The organism is Jiella avicenniae (assembly GCF_021390325.1).
In the GTDB taxonomy this organism is placed as follows: Bacteria; Pseudomonadota; Alphaproteobacteria; order Rhizobiales; family Rhizobiaceae; genus Jiella; species Jiella avicenniae.
Genome location: NZ_JAJUWU010000006.1, coordinates 1 through 16,834, shown reverse-complemented (window position 1 = coordinate 16,834; position 16,834 = coordinate 1). Strand labels below are relative to the sequence as shown.

Here is a 16,834-nt window from a genome sequence, read left to right as displayed (position 1 = left end):
GGCTCAGCTTCTCCGGATGCGCGGATCGAGAAGCGCATAGACGGCGTCGAGGGCCAGCATCACGACGACGACGGTCGTGGCGAAGACGAGGATGAAGCCCTGGATCACCGGGTAGTCGCGCTGGAAGATCGCCTCGAGGGCGAGGCGGCCGATGCCGTTCCAGGCGAAGATGTTCTCGACCACGATCGCCCCGCCCATCATGAAGGCGAACTGCAGCCCCATGACCGTCACCACCGGGACGAGGCCGGCGCGCAGGACATGGCGACGCAGCACCCGGCTCTTGGGCAGGCCCTTGGCATGGGCCGTGCGGATGAAGTCCTGGCTCATCACGTCGATCATCGCCGAGCGCGTCATGCGCGCGACGATGGCGGCGTTGGAGAGGCCGAGCGTCAACGCCGGCAGGACGATGTTGAGCGGACCGCTGCCGGCCACCGGCAGAATGCCGAGATCGACGGCGAGCCAAAAGAGCAGCAGAAGGCCGAGCCAGAAATGCGGGATAGAGATCCCGGCGATCGCCGTCACCATCAGCACGCCGTCGAGCAGCGTACCGCGCTTGTAGGCCGCGAGGAAGCCGAGCGGCATGCCGATCAGGGTCGCGATCGCCATGGCGAGGGCGGCGAGCGCCAGCGTGTTCGGCAGGCGCTGGAGGAGCAGCTGGGCGACGGACTGCTGCCCGCGGATGGTGACGCCGAGATCACCCTGCAGAAGCCGACCGACGAAGTGGAGATACTGGACCGGGATCGGCTGGTCGAGGCCGAGGCTGGAGCGCATCGCCTCGATCTGCTCGGGGGTCGTCCCCTGGCTCTGGGCGTACATGATCTCGACCGGATCTCCGGGCACGAGATGGATCAGGAGCGTGACGGCAATGGTGGTGACGAAGATCGTCAGGAGCCCCATCGCCGCTCTCTGGCCGAGAAACCGCAGCATCGTTCGAGCCTCTTGCTGAGCGGCGAGACCGGGGCGAAGCGCCGCCCCGGCCTTTCGGTCGGTGACCGATACGCAGGATCAGTCCTTGTCGGCGATCTTCACGTCGCTGAAGATCGGATAGACGAAGGGAGCGACCTTGAAGCCCTCGACCTCGGGCCGGACCGCGAAGACCCATTCCCAGCCGGGCGTGTAGAGCGGCACGTGGATTGCCTTTTCCAGGAGATGGGCCATGACGTCCTCGACCGCCTTCCTGCGCTCGTCCTGATCGGTGAGGACGCGGGTCTTTTCCAGCATCGCGTCGAGTTCCGGCGAGGTGTAGCCGCGATAGGCGCCGGGCGAATGCCACAGGGCGTAGAGGATGTCCGGGTCGTACCAGGACCAGGTCATCATATCCATGGAGCCCTTGCCCTCGGGGTTCTCGTTCTCCTGGCGCACGCGGGCATTCATCGTGCCGATGTCCATCATCTGGATGTCGGCCTTGATCCCGACCGCGGCGAGCTGCGCCTGGAAGACCTCGGCGAGCTTGTCGCGCTTGCCGCCGGTCCAGACCAGGAGATTGACTTCGAGCGGCTTGTCCGGTGCGTAGCCCATCTCGCCCAGAAGCTCGGTGGCCTTTTCGGGATCGTATTGCGGCCGGTGTTTCGCACAGAACTCCTGGTCGTTGCCGAAGACGCCGCGCGAGATCGGGCACTGTTCGGGCATCGACAGATCGCCGTAGATCAGGCTGATCGCGGCTTCCGGATCGGTGGCGTAGGCGACCGCCTGGCGCGCCCGCACGTCGTCGAAGGGCGGCCGGTGCACGGCGAATTCGAAGAACACGTTCTGGCCGGTGTTCTCGGCCGTGACGACGTCGAGGTCGCCAGACTCCTTCAGCATCGCCACGTCGTCGAGCGGCGGCTCGGCGACGTCGATCGCCCCGGTCTTGAGGCCGGCCAGCCGCGCCTGCGGCTCGGGCACCGTCGTGATCAGCAGGCGATCCTCGTAGGGCGCGCCGGGATTGTCGGCGAGCTTGCCGAAGTTCTTGTAGTCCGGGTTCTTTTCGAGAACGATCTGGTCGCCCTTGGTCCAGCTGGCGAATTTCCAGGGGCCGGAGCCGATGGCGACGCTGGTGCCAAAGCCGTCCTTGCCCTCGTTGGAATTGCAGATGATCGAGGAGAAGCTGTCGGCTAGGAAGGGGATCAGCGCGACGAAAGGCTTTTCGAGAGTGAACTTCACCGTCGTCGGATCGACGACCTCGACCTTTTCGATCGGACCCCAGCTCGCCTTGGTGACGCTCGGGTTCGTCTCGTCGAAGGCCCGATCGACGGTGTATTTCACGTCGTTCGCATCGAGCGGCGTTCCGTCGTGGCAGACGGCCCCTTCATGCAGCTTGAAGGTATATTCGGTGCCGTCCGGGCTGGCTTCCCAGGATTCGGCGAGGTTGGGCACCGGCTTGCCGTCCTTGTCCGTCGCGAGCAGCGTGTCGTAGATCAGGCTCCAGACCTGGAGCGACAGCGTGCTGGTCGCACGGTGCGGATCGAGCGTGTCGATGTCGCCGTAGCGGGCCCAGACGATGTCTCCGGCCGAAGCCGTGGCGGGAATGGCGGTGCCTGCCACGAGAGCGAGCAGAGCGGAACCGAGGCGCGTTCGCATGGGCATGGGACGTGATCTCCTCAAGGAAGGCAGATACCGGGTGAAAGGGCACGAAGGATGGACGACAGAGCGCGGCGCGCCTGCCCCGGACGAAGTGGACGAACTTGACGAAGTGAAACGCGAGGACGAATGGCCCGGCCATCACGCCGTGCCCGGCGATCAGTGCCATGCGGTCATCCGCCATGGGAGGGATAGTATCGATCGCGCTTGGCGGGTCAATAAAGTTTCAGAAAAGGCGTTATTATTTTCATTTTTGATGGCATTTTCGCAGGAACGGCCATGAAAGGAGTCATATCCTGACGGCATCTCCTCCGGAGACGGCAGCAGGGCAAGGCTTCAAAGATCTTCCGTCAGGACCTCCCCCCATTCCTCGTGGATCCGATCGATGAACTGCAGTCGGTCGATCGCGTCCTGGCCGATGCGCAACGCCAGCGACGAGCAGAGGAAGCTCAGCAGCGAGACCGGGGCGACCACGCTGTCGAAGACGCTGGCCCCTTGCGTCCTGCACCGCAGAGTGATGGTGGCGGCGTCGTTGGCGGCGGGCGTCGCCTGATCGGTGATCAGGATCACCCCCGCCCCGGCGGCCCTGGCCGAGCGCATGATCGAGCGCAGCCCGCGCGACTTGCGGCCGACGCCGAGCGCGACGACGACGTCGGTATCCCGGATCGACGCGAACTCCTCGGGCACGGAAAAGCCGCCGATCGGGATCATCCGGATGTCCGGCTTGACCCGGATCAGCAGCGAGCGCGCGAAATGGGCGAGCGGATAGTTGTCCCCGAAACCGACGATCCAGAGCTTTTCGCCCCGGGCCAGCAAGGTGGTGGCGGCGCTGAGATCGTCCGAGCGCATCTGCTCCACGGAGCGCACGAGGTTCTGCATCTCCGTGGCGAGGTGCTGGCTGATATTCGTCGCGACGAAGCGCCTGTCGTCCAGCTTCGGACGACGGTGAGGCGCGTCGATCGCCTGGCGGGCCTCTTTCTGGGCCGTCTTCGAACTCGGATATCCGAGCCGCCTGAAGAACCTCGCCGTCGTCGCCTTCGAAACATTGGCCTTGGCGGAGAGCTCGGAGGCGGTGAGCAGCACCAGCGTATCGGGATCCTGCAGAAGGAGCTCCGCCAGACGGCGCTCGCTGCGGGTGAGATCGTCGATCACGTCGAGAATGCGTTGGGACAGAGTTTTCATGGACCATCGCATAAGTTTCAAAACTGAAACTGACAAGACGTGTCGCGAGGAAACTCTGCGCCGCCGGCGCCGCAACGGGCCGGCCGATCCCGCTCGGAGCAGGGCTCGCCCCGGTCGCTTCACTGCCGGACGATCTGTCCGGCACCTCTTCCATCTCACCATGGGCGTCGCGGGCACTCCCGAGGGCATGGACCGAAAGGCAGAGGCAGCGACTCGTATTGCTTGTCAGTATACCAATCATCAGTATAATGAAAAACTGGCATGACGGCCGATGGTCCGAACCGCGAGGGGCCGTCGGTTCCGTCGATGTCGATGCTGTGCCCGGCGACGGCGGCGGTCTACATGCACTCCCGCCGGGCCCGCCGAGCCAGGGGCAAGCGACGTCGCCGACGCGGTTTCCACCACGATTGTCCGAGGTCGATGCGGATGGATGACAGCTTGAACGACGCGCGGGCGAAATCGGCGCAGGGAGTCGGGGCCTCCGCCCTGCGGCTCGAGGACGAGCGCTACCTGTCCGGCCGGGGACGCTTCGTCGCCGACATCAAGCTCCCCGGAATGCTGGACGTCGCCTTCGTCCGCAGCCCCCTCGCCCATGCCCGCATCGGCGCGATCACCAAGCCGGAGGACGGCCGGGAAGACGTCTTCGTCGCCGCCGACCTCGCCGGCGTGAAGGGCATTCGGGCCGATTCCGGCCTCCCCGGCTTTCGCTCCTCGGTGCAGCCGATCCTCGCCGAAACCAAGGTCCGCCATGTCGGCGAAGCCATCGCCGCCTGCCTCGCGACCTCCCGTGCGAAGGCCGAGGATCTCGCCGACGCGGTGATCGTCGATCTGGAAGAACTTCCCGCCATCCATGAGATGACCACGGCGCGCGACGCCGAGATGCCCCTCGTCCACGAGCACTGGGACGAGAACGTCTTTCTGGAAACCGCCGTCGACTATGGCTTCGACGCCGCCATCGCCGGCGCAGCGGCGATTGTGAAGCGGACCTACCGCACCTCGCGCCAGTGCATGGCGCCGATGGAAGGGCGGGGCGTCGTCGCCACTTGGGACAATCAGGCCGAGCAACTCGTCGTCTACACCGCGACGCAGATGCCGCATATCGTGCGCACCGGGCTTTGCGAATGCCTCGGCCTCGCCCATGAGAAGGTGCGGGTGATCCCGCCGGATGTCGGCGGCGGCTTCGGATACAAGGGCATCCTGTCCAGCGAGGAGGTGTTCGTCGCCTTCGCGGCGATGACGCTGCGCCGGCCGGTGCGCTGGATCGAGGATCGCCGCGAGCATCTGACCGGCAACGCCAACTGCCGCGAGCACCACTACGAGATCACCGGCTATGCGGCCGCCGACGGCACGTTGCTCGCCGTCGACTGCGAGGCGATCGTCGATTCCGGCGCCTATTCGATCTATCCGTTCTCCGCCTGCCTCGAGGCGGCGCAGGTCGCCAGCATCCTGCCCGGCCCCTACCGCATGGCCGGCTATCGCTGCCGCACCTGGTCTGTGGCGACCAACAAGCCGGCCATCCTGCCCTATCGGGGCGTGGCGCGCACCGGCGTCTGCTTCGCCATGGAGCTGATGATGGACGCGCTCGCCCGTGAACTCGGCATCGAGCCGCATGCGATCCGGGCGAAGAACCTCGTGCCGCCCGAGGCCATGCCCTTCACCAACATCACGGGCAAATATTTCGACAGCGGCGATTATCCCGAGGCCCTCAGGCGCGCCGTCGAAGCGATCGACGTTCCTGCCGTCAGAGCGCGGCAGAAGGCCGGCGAGCGCGTCGGCGTCGGCTTTTCGATCTTCTGCGAACAGGGCGCCCACGGCACGTCCGTCTATGCCGGCTGGGGCATCCCGATGGTGCCGGGCGCCGAACAGGCGAGCGCCCGACTCACCCCCGATGGTGGGCTGGAACTCCGCGTCGGCGTCCAGAGCCATGGTCAGAGCCTCGAGACGACGCTCGCCCAGATCGCCCACGAGCAGCTCGGCGTGCCGATCGCCCGGGTGCGCCTCGTTCACGGCGACACGGCGCTGACGCCCTATTCCACCGGAACCTGGGGTTCGCGCTGCGCGGTCATGGCCGGCGGTGCGGTGGCCGCCGCGACCGCCAGGCTCGGCGAACGCATCAAGACGATCGCCGGCCATCTCCTGCAGGTGCCGGCCGGCGAGATCGTCTTTGCCGGCGGCATGGCCCGCACCGTCAACGGCCAGGGCGAAGTCTCCCTCGCCGAGATCGGCCGCCTCTGGTATCTCGGCCCGCAGCATCTGCCCGCAGGCGCCGAGCTCGCCGGCCTCGAAGTCACCGAGGCCTACAAGCCGGCCCGCGACACCGGCACCTTCTCCTATGCCTGCCACGCGGTCGTCGTCTCGCTCGATGCGGAGACCGGCTCGGTGCGGCTGCTCGACTACGTGATCGTCGAGGATGCCGGCGTGATGATCAATCCGATGGTCGTCGACGGCCAGGTTTTCGGCGGGGCGGCACAGGGGATCGGGACGGCGCTCTACGAGGAGATGGCCTTCGACGCCTCCGGCCAGCCCATGGCCGCGACGTTCGCCGACTACCACCTGCCGGGGGCCGCCGAGATCCCGGCGATCCGCATCCAACACATGGAATCGCCGTCGCCGCTGACCCGCTTCGGCCAGAAGGGCATCGGCGAATCCGGCGCCATCGGCCCGCCCGCCGCCATCGCCAATGCCGTGAACGACGCGCTCGCCGATCTCGGCGTCAGCATCGGCGAAGTGCCGATCAAGCCGGAACGGGTGTTGCGCGCCATTGCCGAGCGGAAGGGACAGGGAACATGAAGCCGGCGCCCTTCGACTATTCTGCGGCCACCTCCTCCGCGGATGCACGGCAGCAGCTCGTCGCGGGTGGCGGGGCGGCGAAGATCCTCGCCGGCGGCCAGTCGCTCGGGCCGATGCTCAACCTCCGGCTCGCCCGGCCGGGCCAGCTCGTCGACCTGTCGCGCGCCGGCGATCTGCGAAGCGTCACCGACGAGGGCGACACGCTGCTTTACGGTGCGGCTTTGCGCCACGCCGAATTCGAGGACGGCGACGTCGCCGACGCGACGCCGGGCTGGTTGCCGGCCATCGCGCGCGGCATCGCCTATCGCGCCGTGCGCAATCGCGGCACGATCGGCGGAAGCCTCGCTCATGCCGATCCGGCCGCCGACTGGGTGGTGACGCTGACCGCGCTCGGCGCCGAGGTGGTGATCGCCGGCCCGGATGGTGCGAAAACGCTGCCGATGACCGACTTCATCCGGGGGCCGCTGTCGACGGCGCTCGAACCCGCCGACGTCCTCACCGGCATCCGCTTGCGCAAACGACTCCCCGGCGCCCGCTGGGGCTATTGGAAATTCGCCCAGAAGGCCGGCGAGTTCGCCAAGGCCAGCGCCGCCGTGCTGATCGACGCCGAGCGTGGCGAGACCCGCATCGTCGTCGGCGCGATCGAGCGGGCGCCGATCGTCCTCGACGATCCGCAGGCGGCTCTCGCCGATCCCGAGACCGTCCTGCCGCTGCTAAAGCGCCTCACCGCGCCGAACCCGCCGGCGACCCTGGCGCTGCACGCAGCCGCGGTCCGCCGCGCCTGCCTCGCGGCGACGGCACCGAAAGACGAGGACATGCCGTCGTGACCGCCATTTCCCTGACCGTCAATGGCCGACGCCATGCCGCCGAGGTCGAGCCGCGCACCCATCTCGCCGATTTCCTGCGCGAGGATCTTCTCCTGACGGGAACCCATCTCGGCTGCGAACACGGGGTGTGCGGCGCCTGCACGCTGATGGTCGACGGCCGGCCGGTGCGCTCCTGCCTGACCTTCGCGGCAACATGCGACGGCGCCGAGGTGCAGACGGTGGAAGGCTTCGGCGAGGATCCGCTGATGACGCGGCTGCGCGGCGCCTTCAGCCGCCACCACGCACTCCAGTGCGGCTTCTGCACGCCGGGGATGCTGACCACCGCCTACGACATCGTGTGCCGGCTGCCGGAGGCCGACGAGGCGCGCATCCGCGAGGAACTCGCCGGCAATCTCTGCCGCTGCACCGGCTATGCCGGCATCGTCGCGGCCATCGCGGACGTCCTCGCCGACCCGACGCCCGCCTCGCTGCAGCCGCGGGAACGGCCGGCACTTCGCTCCAAGGACGACGGGGAGCCATCGACCGCACCTGTCAAAGCGCCTGCCAGGACAGCGGAAACCTCCTTCGCCACGTCGCTGCCGATCCCCGAGCGGATCGACGGTGGGGTGTCCCTGGAGAGGCGGCTGGCTCTGGACATCGCGCCGGACCGGCTCTGGGCGCTGCTTCAGGATTTCGAGAGCGTGGTCGGCTGCCTGCCGGGCGCCGCACTGGAAACGCCGTCGGGCTCGCCCGACGCGCCGGTGACGGGAAGCTTCACCGTCGCGATCGGGCCCATGCGGGCCAACTTCCGGGGCCGCGCCCTCGTCGCCTACGACGACGCGCGCCGGTCCGGCCGTGTCCGCGGCGCCGGCGGCGACCCCGTCAGCCGTTCGCAGGGCGAAGGCGAGATGCGCTTTGCCGTCGAGGCCGGCCAGCAGCAGAAGAAGAGTGTCCTCGTCGTCGCCCTCGTCTACCGGCTGAAAGGGCCGCTGTCGCAATTCGGCCGCCCGGCCATCGTCGCCGACGTCGTCGACAGGCTGCTCGCCCGCTTCGCCGACAACCTGGCGGCCCTCGCCGAAGGCCGGGGCCTGGTTCACGCCGCGCCGATGTCCGGCTTCGGGCTCCTTTACCAAACGATGTCGAAGAGCATGCGGACCCTGTTGGCGAAGCTGCGCGGTTGATCCACGTTGCGGCCAACGGATTTTTTCCTGACGATCTCCGTTCAGATCTGCTTGATGACATCATGACACAGGTTTCTTCAGACGATTCCCCCGAAACGGCCATCGACGATCCGGCCTTTACGGGCGAAAGCGCCGAAAGCCCGGCACTGGCCGCCCTGCGCGAGCGCCCGGGCTTTCTCATCCGGCGGCTGCACCAGATCCATGTCGCGCTGTTTGCCGAGGAATGCGCCGGCGAGAACATCACGCCGGTCCAGTTCTCCATCCTCTCGGCGCTGGAAGAAACCGGAAGCTGCGAGCAGACCACCCTCGGCCAGGCGGTCGGCCTCGACCGCACCAACACGGCCGACGTCCTGGTCCGGCTGCAGAAGCGCGGGCTGATCCGCCGGCGCGTCGCGGCCAAGGACCGCCGTCGCAAGCTCGTCAGCCTGACGACCGTCGGCCAGGCGACGCTCGAGCGGATCAAGGCGGCCGCCGCCCGCGCCCATGACCGGACCGTGCAGTCGTTGCCGGCGGAGGAACGCCGGCGCTTCGTCGACAGTCTCGTCACACTGGTCGAAGCCAACAACGACGTCGGCCGCGCCCCCCTGCGGCTCACCTGACGGCGACGCGAGGGGGCCTCGGCACCGCCACGGCGAAAACGGAGTGCAGATCATGACGTTCGAAGTGAACCGGCCGGAGATCGTCGCCGAAGTCGAGGCCGCCTTTGCAAGATACGAGGCGGCACTGACCTCGAACGACGTCGCCGTCCTCGACGAACTGTTCTGGCAGAGCGGCCTGACGGTGCGCTACGGCGCGTCGGAAAATCTCTATGGTTATGCCGCGATCCAGGCATTCCGGGCCGCACGCCCGGCCAAGGGCCTCGAGCGCGAACTCTCGCAGACCGTCATCACCACCTTCGGCGCGGACTTCGCCACCGCCTCGACCCTGTTTCATCGCACCGCGACCAGCCGCATCGGCCGGCAAATGCAGACCTGGGCGCGCATGCCGCAAGGCTGGCGGATCGTCGCGGCGCATGTTTCGCTGACCGCGGATTGAGGCGACGGCCGCGACATCAATCGCGCCCGTCGCTTTTTGGTGAACGGCTTGCGCCCGGCTCGGTCAGAGGCCACCGCGCGATTTGCGGGCATGGAAGATCCGGCCGATCGCATTGAGCAGAACCTGCGCCGCGAGGATCGCGGTGACCTCCGCCGGATCATAGGGCGGCGCCACCTCGACGAGATCGATGCCGACGATCTCGCCCCGCGCCGCCAGCCCGGCGATCAACTCCAGCACCTCGTAATAGAGAAAGCCGCCATGGCTCGGCGTTCCGGTTCCCGGTGCGATCGAGGGATCGAACCCGTCGATGTCGAGGGTGAGATAATAGCGCTTGCCGGCGGGAATGCGCTCGAGCACGGCGGCGACGCCGAGCCGGCGGAGGTCGCGCACCGACAGGATGTCCGATCCCATGGCACGGGCCGCCTCGTAGCCTTCCCTGGCGGTGGAGGAGACGTTGCGGATGCCGATCTGCGTCAGCCCGGTGACATGGGATTGCTCCGCCGCCCGACGCATCGGATTGCCGTGGCCGTATCGGACGCCGTGGCGCTCGTCGACGAAGTCGAGATGGGCATCGATCTGGACCAGATGCACCGGCTCCTGATCGGAAAAGGCGGCGATGCAGGGGATGTTGATCGAGTGATCGCCCCCCAGCACGACGGGCAACGCCCCGGCGGCGAGGATCTTGCGCACCCCCGCCTCGATATTGGCGTGGCTCGTCGCGGTGTCGGTGTGCACCATGTCGGCATCGCCGAGATCGACGATCCGCACGTCGTCGAGATAGGTGACGTCGTCCTCGTGATCGTATGCGCCGGCATGGCCGAAGGAAAACAGCGTCGAGGCCTCGCGGATGCCGCGCGGCCCGAAGCGGGCGCCGGAGCGCCACTGCGTCCCCATGTCGAAGGGAGCGCCAAGGACGGCGACATCGGCCTCGATGGCGTCCCAGTCGCCGACATAGGGGCTTTTCGCGAAGGTGGAGATGCCGACGAAGGGAAGGTTGAGCCGGCCCGAGGCGTATCCGTGTTCAGCCATGACGGGATCTTTCAGAGCGAAGCGGCGCGGATGACCTCGACCTCGATCGGCGTCGGCTTACCGCCAGCCGCCGGATTGTGTTCCTGCGGACAGTTGGACAGAACCGCGAGCACCGGCCGCTCCGCCTTCAGCACCACGTGGTCGCCGGCTTTCGAGATGCCGTCGGCGATGACGACATGGCCGTCCTCTTTGAAGGGGACCCGCATGAAGAAGTTGATGTTCGAGACGATCTCCGAGGGACCGAGCCCCCATTTCGACAGCTCGGCGATGAAGTTGGCGCGGCAGCTCGCCGTGGTGTCGACGTCGTAGCGAAGCTTGTTGCTCTCGTTGCTGCAGCAGCCCGCCAGCGTGTCGTGATAGCCGCAGCTGTCCTCCTCGACCGTGAACAGGACGCGGGCGTGATCGGAATAGATCCGGCAGCCCCTGGTCACGTAGAGCGACTTGTTGAGCTTGATCGTGTTCGGAAGATTCATCCTGTCGAGCGGCATGTCGGCGCCGTAGCAGAGGAAATCCACCGCCTGCTGGCCCTCGATATCGGTGATGCGCAGCCGGTCGCCGGCTTCCAGCCGGCCGGACCAGCGCCCGCCGGGGGGAACGATCTCGGTCGATGCGGCGGCGGAGGCCGGTCGGGTGGGGGATGTCATGGCAAAGCTCCAGAATGGCTGATCGGATGGGTGCGACCGCGACGGCCGCGTCGTGCGGGACGCAAGCAAGCGGCGGGCCATACGCGGCAGCGAGGCAATTGTGCAGCACACTGAAAGTAACACCCTGCCGTCGGCATTTGGCGCGTATCGATCGCCGACCGTCATGGCGCCGACCCAAGAGCGCAGATACCATCAGCATACTGACGATTTGCGCCTGAAAGCTAGGCAGAGATCTCGCCTGTTGCCCAGTTAATGGGCGAAGCCGCCGCGACCGTGTCGGCCGGCGACAGCGGGCGCTTCCGGTCGCGATTGGAGGGATTCCAACGGAACAGCCGCGTCCGGCACCGTCCGGGCGGCTTGGCACGACACTTGCTCAGCATGCTTACGATTGGCCGTCCGTCACGCCCTCGACGCCAGCCCGGCTGGCGAAAGACGGCGCCTTTCGGCACGGCGTCGATCGTCACCCCAGCAGCCCCGCCGGCTGCGCCTTTTCAGCCTGATGAACAGGAGCCCCCAATGCGCCTCGACCGTGATCTTCTTCCGCGCTTCGCCTTGCGGCGTCTCGCGCTTGCAGCCGTCCTCCTGGCGCCTCTGGCCGGTGCCGGCGTCAGTGATGCGAAAGCCGCGGATCTGGAGGCGATCAAGTCGAGCGGCACGATGCATGTCGCCACCGAGGACGATTTCCATCCATTCGAATTCATCGAGGACGGCAAGCCGAGCGGTTACGACAACGCACTTCTCGATCTCGTCCGCGAGAAGGCGCCGTTCGAGATCGAGCAGGACATCATCCCCTGGGCGGGCATCCTGCCGGGCGTGACGACGGGCAAGTACGACATGGCCGTCACCGCCGTCCTCGTCAACGACGAGCGCAAGCAGACCCTCGCCTTCACCAGCCCGGTCGCCGAATCCACCAGCTTCTACGTGATGAAGAAGGGACAGGACGGCATCGCCTCGGCGAGCGATCTCAGCGGCAAGACCGTCGGCGTTCAGGCCGGCAGCGCCATGCTCAAGCACCTGCAGACCTTCGACGCGAAGCTGAAGGCGGACGGCGGCGCGGGCATTGCCAGGATCGTCGAATATCAGAGCTATCCGGAAGCCTATCAGGATCTCGCCATCGGCCGCACCGACGCCGTCGTCAACACGCTGATCAACGTCCAGGCGCTGGTCAACGAGAAGCCCGACGTCTTCGAACTCGGCGAAGCGGTTTCGGAACCGGTCTACATCGCCTGGGCGACGGCCAAGGGCAACGACGCGCTGGTCGAATACGTCAGTTCGGTCCTGCTCGAGGCCCGCAAGGACGGCACGATGTACGAGCTGCAGAAGAAGTGGTTCGGCGCGTCGTTCGAGGACATGCCGGAAGCCATCAAGTGATCCGAGCGGTGTGAGTTGAAAGGACGCCGGATCGCCGCATGACCTGGTACGACGTCTACGCCATATTTCAGGGCGCCGTGTTCACGGTGTCGATCTCGCTCGCGAGCATCGTCATCGGCCTGCCGCTCGGCCTCGGCTTCGCCCTCATTCGCTGGTCCAGCGTCCCCGTTCTCGACCGTTTCGTCGTCGTCTATGTCAGCGTCATCCGGGCCTCGCCCGCGGTGACGCTGGCGCTCCTGATCTTCTTTGCCCTGCCGGTGGTGGGGATCTCGCTCGGCGCCGTCACCGCCGCCGTCGTCACGCTCACTTTGTCGACGGCGGCGTTCAACACCGAGATCTGGCGCGGCGCCCTGATGAGCTTTCCGCGCGAGCAGCTCGAATCGGCCCGTGCCTTCGGCATGACGAGGGGCCTGCGCTTCCGCCGTATCGTCTTTCCCCAGCTCGTCCATTCGGCCCTGCCGGCGCTCGTCAACGAAATGACGCTGCAGGTGAAGTCGAGCCCGGCGATCGCCGTCCTCGGCCTCGTCGACATCACCCGCGCCGCCTCCCGCGTCGGCGCACGGACCTACGATCCGCTGCCGCCCTTCGTCGTCGCCCTCGTCCTCTACAGCCTGATCGTCGCGGTCTTCGTCATGACGCAGCGGCTGATCGAGCGCCGTCGCGCCGCCGAAATGGAGGCGCTGCGATGAACGGTTTCACCATCGTCTGGGACAATCGCGACGTCCTCCTGTCGGGCTTTGCCAACACCATCGCCCTGTCGGCCATCGCCGCCGTCGTCTCGCTCGTCCTCGGCGCGCTTCTCGCCATGGCGCTGATGGCGCGCAGCAAGGCGGCCCGCATCGGCGCGACCGTCTATGTCGACGCGATGCGCTGCGTGCCGTTCCTGCTGCTCGCCTATCTGATCTATTACGGCCTGCCGAGCTTCGGCATCAGGATGAGCAACTGGACCTCCGGCCTCATCGCGCTGATCGTCTACAACGTCGCCTACATGGCCGAATTGCTGCGCGCCGCCTGGGCGAATCTTCCCAAGGAATCGATCGAGGCGGGCCACGCCTTCGGCTTCCACGGGCTGAAGCTCGTGCGGCGGATCATCCTGCCGCCGGTGTTCTTCGCCGCCGTGCCGATGATCGGCAACCAGACGATCCAGATCATCAAGGACAGCGCCTTCCTGACGATCATCGCGGTGGCGGAACTGACCCAGGCGGCGATGGCCATCCAGACCACCTATTTCGTGCCCTTCGCCTCCTTCGTCGCGGCGATCGCCCTCTACTGGATCACCTGCATGGCGATCGAGACCGGCGTCGCCTTCGTCGGACGCGTCGCGAAGGCCCGGCAATGACGGAGCTGCAATGACCCCGCCCATGGATGACGCCGAAGCGCCGGTGGTGCTCGCCGCGCACGGCGTCTCGAAGTCTTTCGGCGCCAATACGGTTCTCACCGACATGGAGCTGACCGTCCGAAAGGGCGAGACCGTCTGCCTCCTCGGCCCCTCCGGGTCGGGAAAATCGACCTTCCTGCGCTGCCTCAACTGGCTCGAGGAGCCGGACGCCGGCTTCATCGTCCTGAAGGGCCAGAGGATCGGCATCCGCCCGTCCGGCAACATCGTCATGAACGACAGGGAACTCGCCGCGATCCGAACGCGCATCGGCATGGTGTTCCAGCATTTCGCCCTCTGGCCGCACCTGACCGTGCTCGAAAACGTCATGGAAGCGCCGATCCACGTGCAGCGCCGGGACAAGGCGGAGGTCCGGCGCGAGGCGGAGGCGCTGCTCCAGCGGGTCGGCATCGCCGACAAGGCGGGGCAGTATCCGGCGCGACTCTCCGGCGGCCAGAAGCAGCGGGTCGGCATCGCCCGGGCACTGGCCATGAAACCCGATCTGCTGCTGTTCGATGAGCCGACCAGTGCGCTCGACCCGGAACTCGTCGGCGAAGTGCTGGCTGTGATGAAGGATCTCGCCCGCGAGGGCATGACCATGGTCGTGGTGACCCACGAGATGGCCTTTGCGCGGGACGTGGCCAGCCGGGTGGTGTTTCTCGACCAGGGCCGGATCGTCGAAAGCGGGGCGCCCGAAGAGTTCTTCACCCGGCCGAAGACCGATCGTGCCCGGCAGTTCCTGCTGCGCTACTCGGCGCAATAGCGCCGGATCCGGCGAAGATCGAAGACGGCGCACGACCCGACCGGCGCGACCGAAGCCCATTTCCAACGGCTCTCGCCTGGAACGCCGGCCGTAGCTGGGCGCGCGCGACCCAAACGCCGGCCATCCGCGCCGGGTGAGCGAGGCCTTGCGGCGACCGACGTCGACGCCGCGCCGCGTGCCCCCTTCGATGCCCGAAGTTTCGCGCCATCGCACAGGAAACAGGCAGTGACCTTCGGGCGAAAATTCTCATCCCACTGAAAATCCTGCACTTTCGTCTTGGCACGATGATTGCATGCAATTTCACGACATAACCGACTCCGGCCCCCAAAGACCATCTCGTTCGCTCCAAGGCCTTTTCCATTTCCATCCCAAGCCAGCAAGGACAGATCATGGATCGCAGAACATTCTTCAAGGCCACCGCCGGCGGCCTCGCCGCGGCCAACCTTCCCTTTCTGCGCAACCTCGCCCATGCGCAGGGCCGCCAGCAGGCCGTCGTCGTCACCGGCGGATCGATCAACAGTCTCGACATCCATCGCACTGGCACCAACCGGCCGAGCTATCAGGTGGCGGTCAACGTCTACGACCGGCTGGTGAGCTTCGGGGTCAATCAGCGCGAGGACGGCTCCTATACCTTCGACTATTCGCAGGTCGTGCCGGAACTCGCCGAAAGCTGGGAGAGCGCCGAGGACGGCAAGTCGATCACCTTCAAGCTCAGGTCCGACGCGAAGTTCTGGGACGGCGCGAAGGTGACGGCCGAGGACGTGCGCTGGTCGTTCGAACGGGCGCTCGCCCTCGGCGGGTTTCCCAAATCGCAGATGGGCGCCGGCGGGTTCACCGATCCGGCTCAGTTCGTCGCCGTCGACGAGGCTACCTTCCGGGTCGACCTGAAGGAGCCGTCGAAACTGTCGCTGCCCGATCTCGGCGTGCCCGTCGCCATCGTCATCAATTCCAAGCTCGCCCTCGAAAACGCCACCGACGCCGACCCCTGGGCGAGCGACTATCTCCACCGCACACCCGCCGGTGGCGGCGCCTTCAAGGTGGAACGCTGGGATCCCGGCCAGCAGATCGTCTATGCGCGCAACGAAGCGTGGACCTGCGGCCCGGTCCCGGCGATGGAGCGGGTCATCGTCCGCGAGGTTCCGAGCCTGTCGACCCGGCGTGCCCTCGTCGAGCGCGGCGACGTGACCCTGTCCTTCGACATCCCCAACAAGGATGCCAAGGATCTCAAGGATTCCAAGACCGTGAAGGTCGTCGGCTCGCCGATCGCCAACTGCATCCACACGCTCTGCCCCAATCTGACCTTCGAGCCGTTCAAGGACAAAAGGGTGCGCCAGGCACTGGCCTGGGCGCTGCCCTATCAGCAGCTCTTCGATCAGGCCGCCTACGGGCTCGGCGTCCCGCTGTGGGGCGGCGAGAGCACGGCGCCGCAGGACATCAGCTGGCCGCAGCCCTTCCCCTACACGACCGACCTCGACAAGGCGCGCTCGCTGCTGGCCGAGACCGACTATGCCAAGGGTTTCGACGTTCCCCTGTCCTTCAGCCTCGACTTCGCCGACTGGGGCGAGCCGGCGGCGGCGCTGATCCAGGATTCGCTGCGCCAGATCGGCATCAACGTGACGCTGGAGAAGATTCCCGGGGCGAACTGGCGCACCATCGCGCTGGTCGAGAAGCGCCTGCCGCTCTTGCTCGAGAATTTCGGCGGCTGGCTCGATACCCCGGATTACTACTTCTACTTCTCCTATCTGAAGGGCAACCTCTTCAACGCCTCGAACTACGACAATCCGGAAATGCAGAAGCTCGTCGACGCGACGCTGCCGATGCCCGTCGACGCGCCGGACTATGCGCCGAACGTCAGGCGGATGATCGAGATCGCCATCGACGATCTGCCGCGCATCCCGCTGTGGCAGCCGACCCTGAACTCGGCGATGGCCGAAAATCTCGACGGCTACGAGTTCTGGTTCCACCGCCAGATCGACGCCCGGCCGCTGAAGTTCGAGGCCTGAGACGCCAGAGGGCGGGGGGGGGGGGGGGGCCGGGCCCGCCCCCCCCCCCCCCCCCCCCCCCCCCCCCCACACCCCCCCCCCCCCCCACAGGGGTGG

16 protein-coding genes are annotated in these 16,834 nt (G+C 66.9%); 11 read left to right on the top strand and 5 right to left on the bottom strand.

Translation table 11 applies throughout. The annotated features are described in order from the left end of the window. Nucleotides 1-3: 3 nt before the first annotated feature. Together LZD57_RS06975 and LZD57_RS06970 are read right to left on the bottom strand one after the other, a co-directional pair. A complete protein-coding gene (locus LZD57_RS06975; RefSeq protein ID WP_233718823.1) occupies nt 4-927 on the bottom strand; it encodes an ABC transporter permease in 924 nt (307 codons plus the stop codon). A 78-nt stretch (nt 928-1,005) separates the two neighbouring features. Further along, nucleotides 1,006-2,565: an ABC transporter substrate-binding protein gene (locus LZD57_RS06970; protein ID WP_233718822.1), complete on the bottom strand. Its 1,560-nt coding sequence runs from the start codon at nt 2,563-2,565 to the stop codon at nt 1,006-1,008. Between LZD57_RS06970 and LZD57_RS06965 the strand changes: the two genes are divergently transcribed. Continuing rightward, nucleotides 2,558-2,842, top strand: coding sequence for a hypothetical protein (locus LZD57_RS06965; protein ID WP_233718821.1), 285 nt, complete (start codon nt 2,558-2,560; stop codon nt 2,840-2,842). The genes LZD57_RS06970 and LZD57_RS06965 overlap by 8 nt on opposite strands. A gap of 53 nt (nt 2,843-2,895) precedes the next feature. Here LZD57_RS06965 and LZD57_RS06960 read toward each other — a convergent pair whose 3' ends face one another. Beyond that, nucleotides 2,896-3,741, bottom strand: a complete 846-nt coding sequence (locus LZD57_RS06960) for a MurR/RpiR family transcriptional regulator (protein WP_233718820.1) — start codon at nt 3,739-3,741, stop codon at nt 2,896-2,898. Nucleotides 3,742-4,167: 426 nt separating this feature from the next. Between LZD57_RS06960 and LZD57_RS06955 the strand changes: the two genes are divergently transcribed. The 5 genes from LZD57_RS06955 (at nt 4,168) to hpxZ (ending at nt 9,553) form a co-directional block, all read left to right on the top strand. Further along, nucleotides 4,168-6,531: a xanthine dehydrogenase family protein molybdopterin-binding subunit gene (locus LZD57_RS06955; RefSeq protein WP_233718819.1), complete on the top strand. Its 2,364-nt coding sequence runs from the start codon at nt 4,168-4,170 to the stop codon at nt 6,529-6,531. Continuing rightward, nucleotides 6,528-7,358, top strand: a complete 831-nt coding sequence (locus tag LZD57_RS06950; RefSeq protein WP_233718818.1) for an FAD binding domain-containing protein — start codon at nt 6,528-6,530, stop codon at nt 7,356-7,358. Before LZD57_RS06955 ends, LZD57_RS06950 begins: the two co-directional genes overlap by 4 nt. Continuing rightward, entirely contained in the window at nt 7,355-8,518 is a 1,164-nt protein-coding gene (locus tag LZD57_RS06945) for a 2Fe-2S iron-sulfur cluster-binding protein (RefSeq protein WP_233718817.1), read from the top strand. The genes LZD57_RS06950 and LZD57_RS06945 overlap by 4 nt, the downstream gene beginning before the upstream one ends. A gap of 62 nt (nt 8,519-8,580) precedes the next feature. After that, nucleotides 8,581-9,117 (top strand): MarR family winged helix-turn-helix transcriptional regulator, encoded by a 537-nt coding sequence (locus LZD57_RS06940; RefSeq protein WP_233718816.1) that lies wholly within the window; start codon nt 8,581-8,583, stop codon nt 9,115-9,117. A gap of 52 nt (nt 9,118-9,169) precedes the next feature. Further along, on the top strand, nt 9,170-9,553 hold the full coding sequence (gene hpxZ / locus LZD57_RS06935) for an oxalurate catabolism protein HpxZ (protein ID WP_233718815.1): 384 nt from the start codon (nt 9,170-9,172) through the stop codon (nt 9,551-9,553). A 63-nt stretch (nt 9,554-9,616) separates the two neighbouring features. Here hpxZ and speB read toward each other — a convergent pair whose 3' ends face one another. Next, nucleotides 9,617-10,582, bottom strand: a complete 966-nt coding sequence (gene speB / locus LZD57_RS06930) for an agmatinase (RefSeq protein ID WP_233718814.1) — start codon at nt 10,580-10,582, stop codon at nt 9,617-9,619. 11 nt (nt 10,583-10,593) lie between these two features. After that, nucleotides 10,594-11,226, bottom strand: coding sequence for a DUF1989 domain-containing protein (locus LZD57_RS06925; RefSeq protein WP_233718813.1), 633 nt, complete (start codon nt 11,224-11,226; stop codon nt 10,594-10,596). 516 nt (nt 11,227-11,742) lie between these two features. Here LZD57_RS06925 and LZD57_RS06920 point away from each other — a divergent pair. The 5 genes from LZD57_RS06920 (at nt 11,743) to LZD57_RS06900 (ending at nt 16,738) form a co-directional block, all read left to right on the top strand. Then, nucleotides 11,743-12,597: a transporter substrate-binding domain-containing protein gene (locus tag LZD57_RS06920; RefSeq protein ID WP_233718812.1), complete on the top strand. Its 855-nt coding sequence runs from the start codon at nt 11,743-11,745 to the stop codon at nt 12,595-12,597. A 38-nt stretch (nt 12,598-12,635) separates the two neighbouring features. Next, a complete protein-coding gene (locus LZD57_RS06915; RefSeq protein ID WP_233718811.1) occupies nt 12,636-13,286 on the top strand; it encodes an amino acid ABC transporter permease in 651 nt (216 codons plus the stop codon). Then, complete coding sequence (locus LZD57_RS06910; RefSeq protein ID WP_233718810.1) at nt 13,283-13,936, top strand: amino acid ABC transporter permease; 654 nt, start codon at nt 13,283-13,285, stop codon at nt 13,934-13,936. The genes LZD57_RS06915 and LZD57_RS06910 overlap by 4 nt, the downstream gene beginning before the upstream one ends. Before the next feature lie 22 nt (nt 13,937-13,958). Then, nucleotides 13,959-14,735 carry an amino acid ABC transporter ATP-binding protein gene (locus tag LZD57_RS06905; RefSeq protein ID WP_233718809.1) on the top strand — a complete coding sequence of 259 codons (777 nt, stop codon included), beginning with the start codon at nt 13,959-13,961 and terminating at the stop codon, nt 14,733-14,735. Between the two features lie 389 nt (nt 14,736-15,124). Further along, nucleotides 15,125-16,738 (top strand): ABC transporter substrate-binding protein, encoded by a 1,614-nt coding sequence (locus LZD57_RS06900; protein WP_233718808.1) that lies wholly within the window; start codon nt 15,125-15,127, stop codon nt 16,736-16,738. Nucleotides 16,739-16,834: the final 96 nt, after the last annotated feature.

Excerpts from the sequence above, each read along its gene's own strand:
- LZD57_RS06975 (WP_233718823.1), bottom strand. The coding sequence starts at position 927 with ATGCTGCGGTTTCTCGGCCAGAGAGCGGCGATGGGGCTCCTGACGATC.
- LZD57_RS06965 (WP_233718821.1), top strand. The coding sequence starts at position 2,558 with ATGGGCATGGGACGTGATCTCCTCAAGGAAGGCAGATACCGGGTGAAA.
- LZD57_RS06970 (WP_233718822.1), bottom strand. The coding sequence starts at position 2,565 with ATGCCCATGCGAACGCGCCTCGGTTCCGCTCTGCTCGCTCTCGTGGCA.
- LZD57_RS06960 (WP_233718820.1), bottom strand. The coding sequence starts at position 3,741 with ATGAAAACTCTGTCCCAACGCATTCTCGACGTGATCGACGATCTCACC.
- LZD57_RS06955 (WP_233718819.1), top strand. The coding sequence starts at position 4,168 with ATGGATGACAGCTTGAACGACGCGCGGGCGAAATCGGCGCAGGGAGTC.
- LZD57_RS06950 (WP_233718818.1), top strand. The coding sequence starts at position 6,528 with ATGAAGCCGGCGCCCTTCGACTATTCTGCGGCCACCTCCTCCGCGGAT.
- LZD57_RS06940 (WP_233718816.1), top strand. The coding sequence starts at position 8,581 with ATGACACAGGTTTCTTCAGACGATTCCCCCGAAACGGCCATCGACGAT.
- hpxZ (WP_233718815.1), top strand. The coding sequence starts at position 9,170 with ATGACGTTCGAAGTGAACCGGCCGGAGATCGTCGCCGAAGTCGAGGCC.
- speB (WP_233718814.1), bottom strand. The coding sequence starts at position 10,582 with ATGGCTGAACACGGATACGCCTCGGGCCGGCTCAACCTTCCCTTCGTC.
- LZD57_RS06925 (WP_233718813.1), bottom strand. The coding sequence starts at position 11,226 with ATGACATCCCCCACCCGACCGGCCTCCGCCGCCGCATCGACCGAGATC.
- LZD57_RS06920 (WP_233718812.1), top strand. The coding sequence starts at position 11,743 with ATGCGCCTCGACCGTGATCTTCTTCCGCGCTTCGCCTTGCGGCGTCTC.
- LZD57_RS06915 (WP_233718811.1), top strand. The coding sequence starts at position 12,636 with ATGACCTGGTACGACGTCTACGCCATATTTCAGGGCGCCGTGTTCACG.
- LZD57_RS06910 (WP_233718810.1), top strand. The coding sequence starts at position 13,283 with ATGAACGGTTTCACCATCGTCTGGGACAATCGCGACGTCCTCCTGTCG.
- LZD57_RS06905 (WP_233718809.1), top strand. The coding sequence starts at position 13,959 with ATGGATGACGCCGAAGCGCCGGTGGTGCTCGCCGCGCACGGCGTCTCG.
- LZD57_RS06900 (WP_233718808.1), top strand. The coding sequence starts at position 15,125 with ATGGATCGCAGAACATTCTTCAAGGCCACCGCCGGCGGCCTCGCCGCG.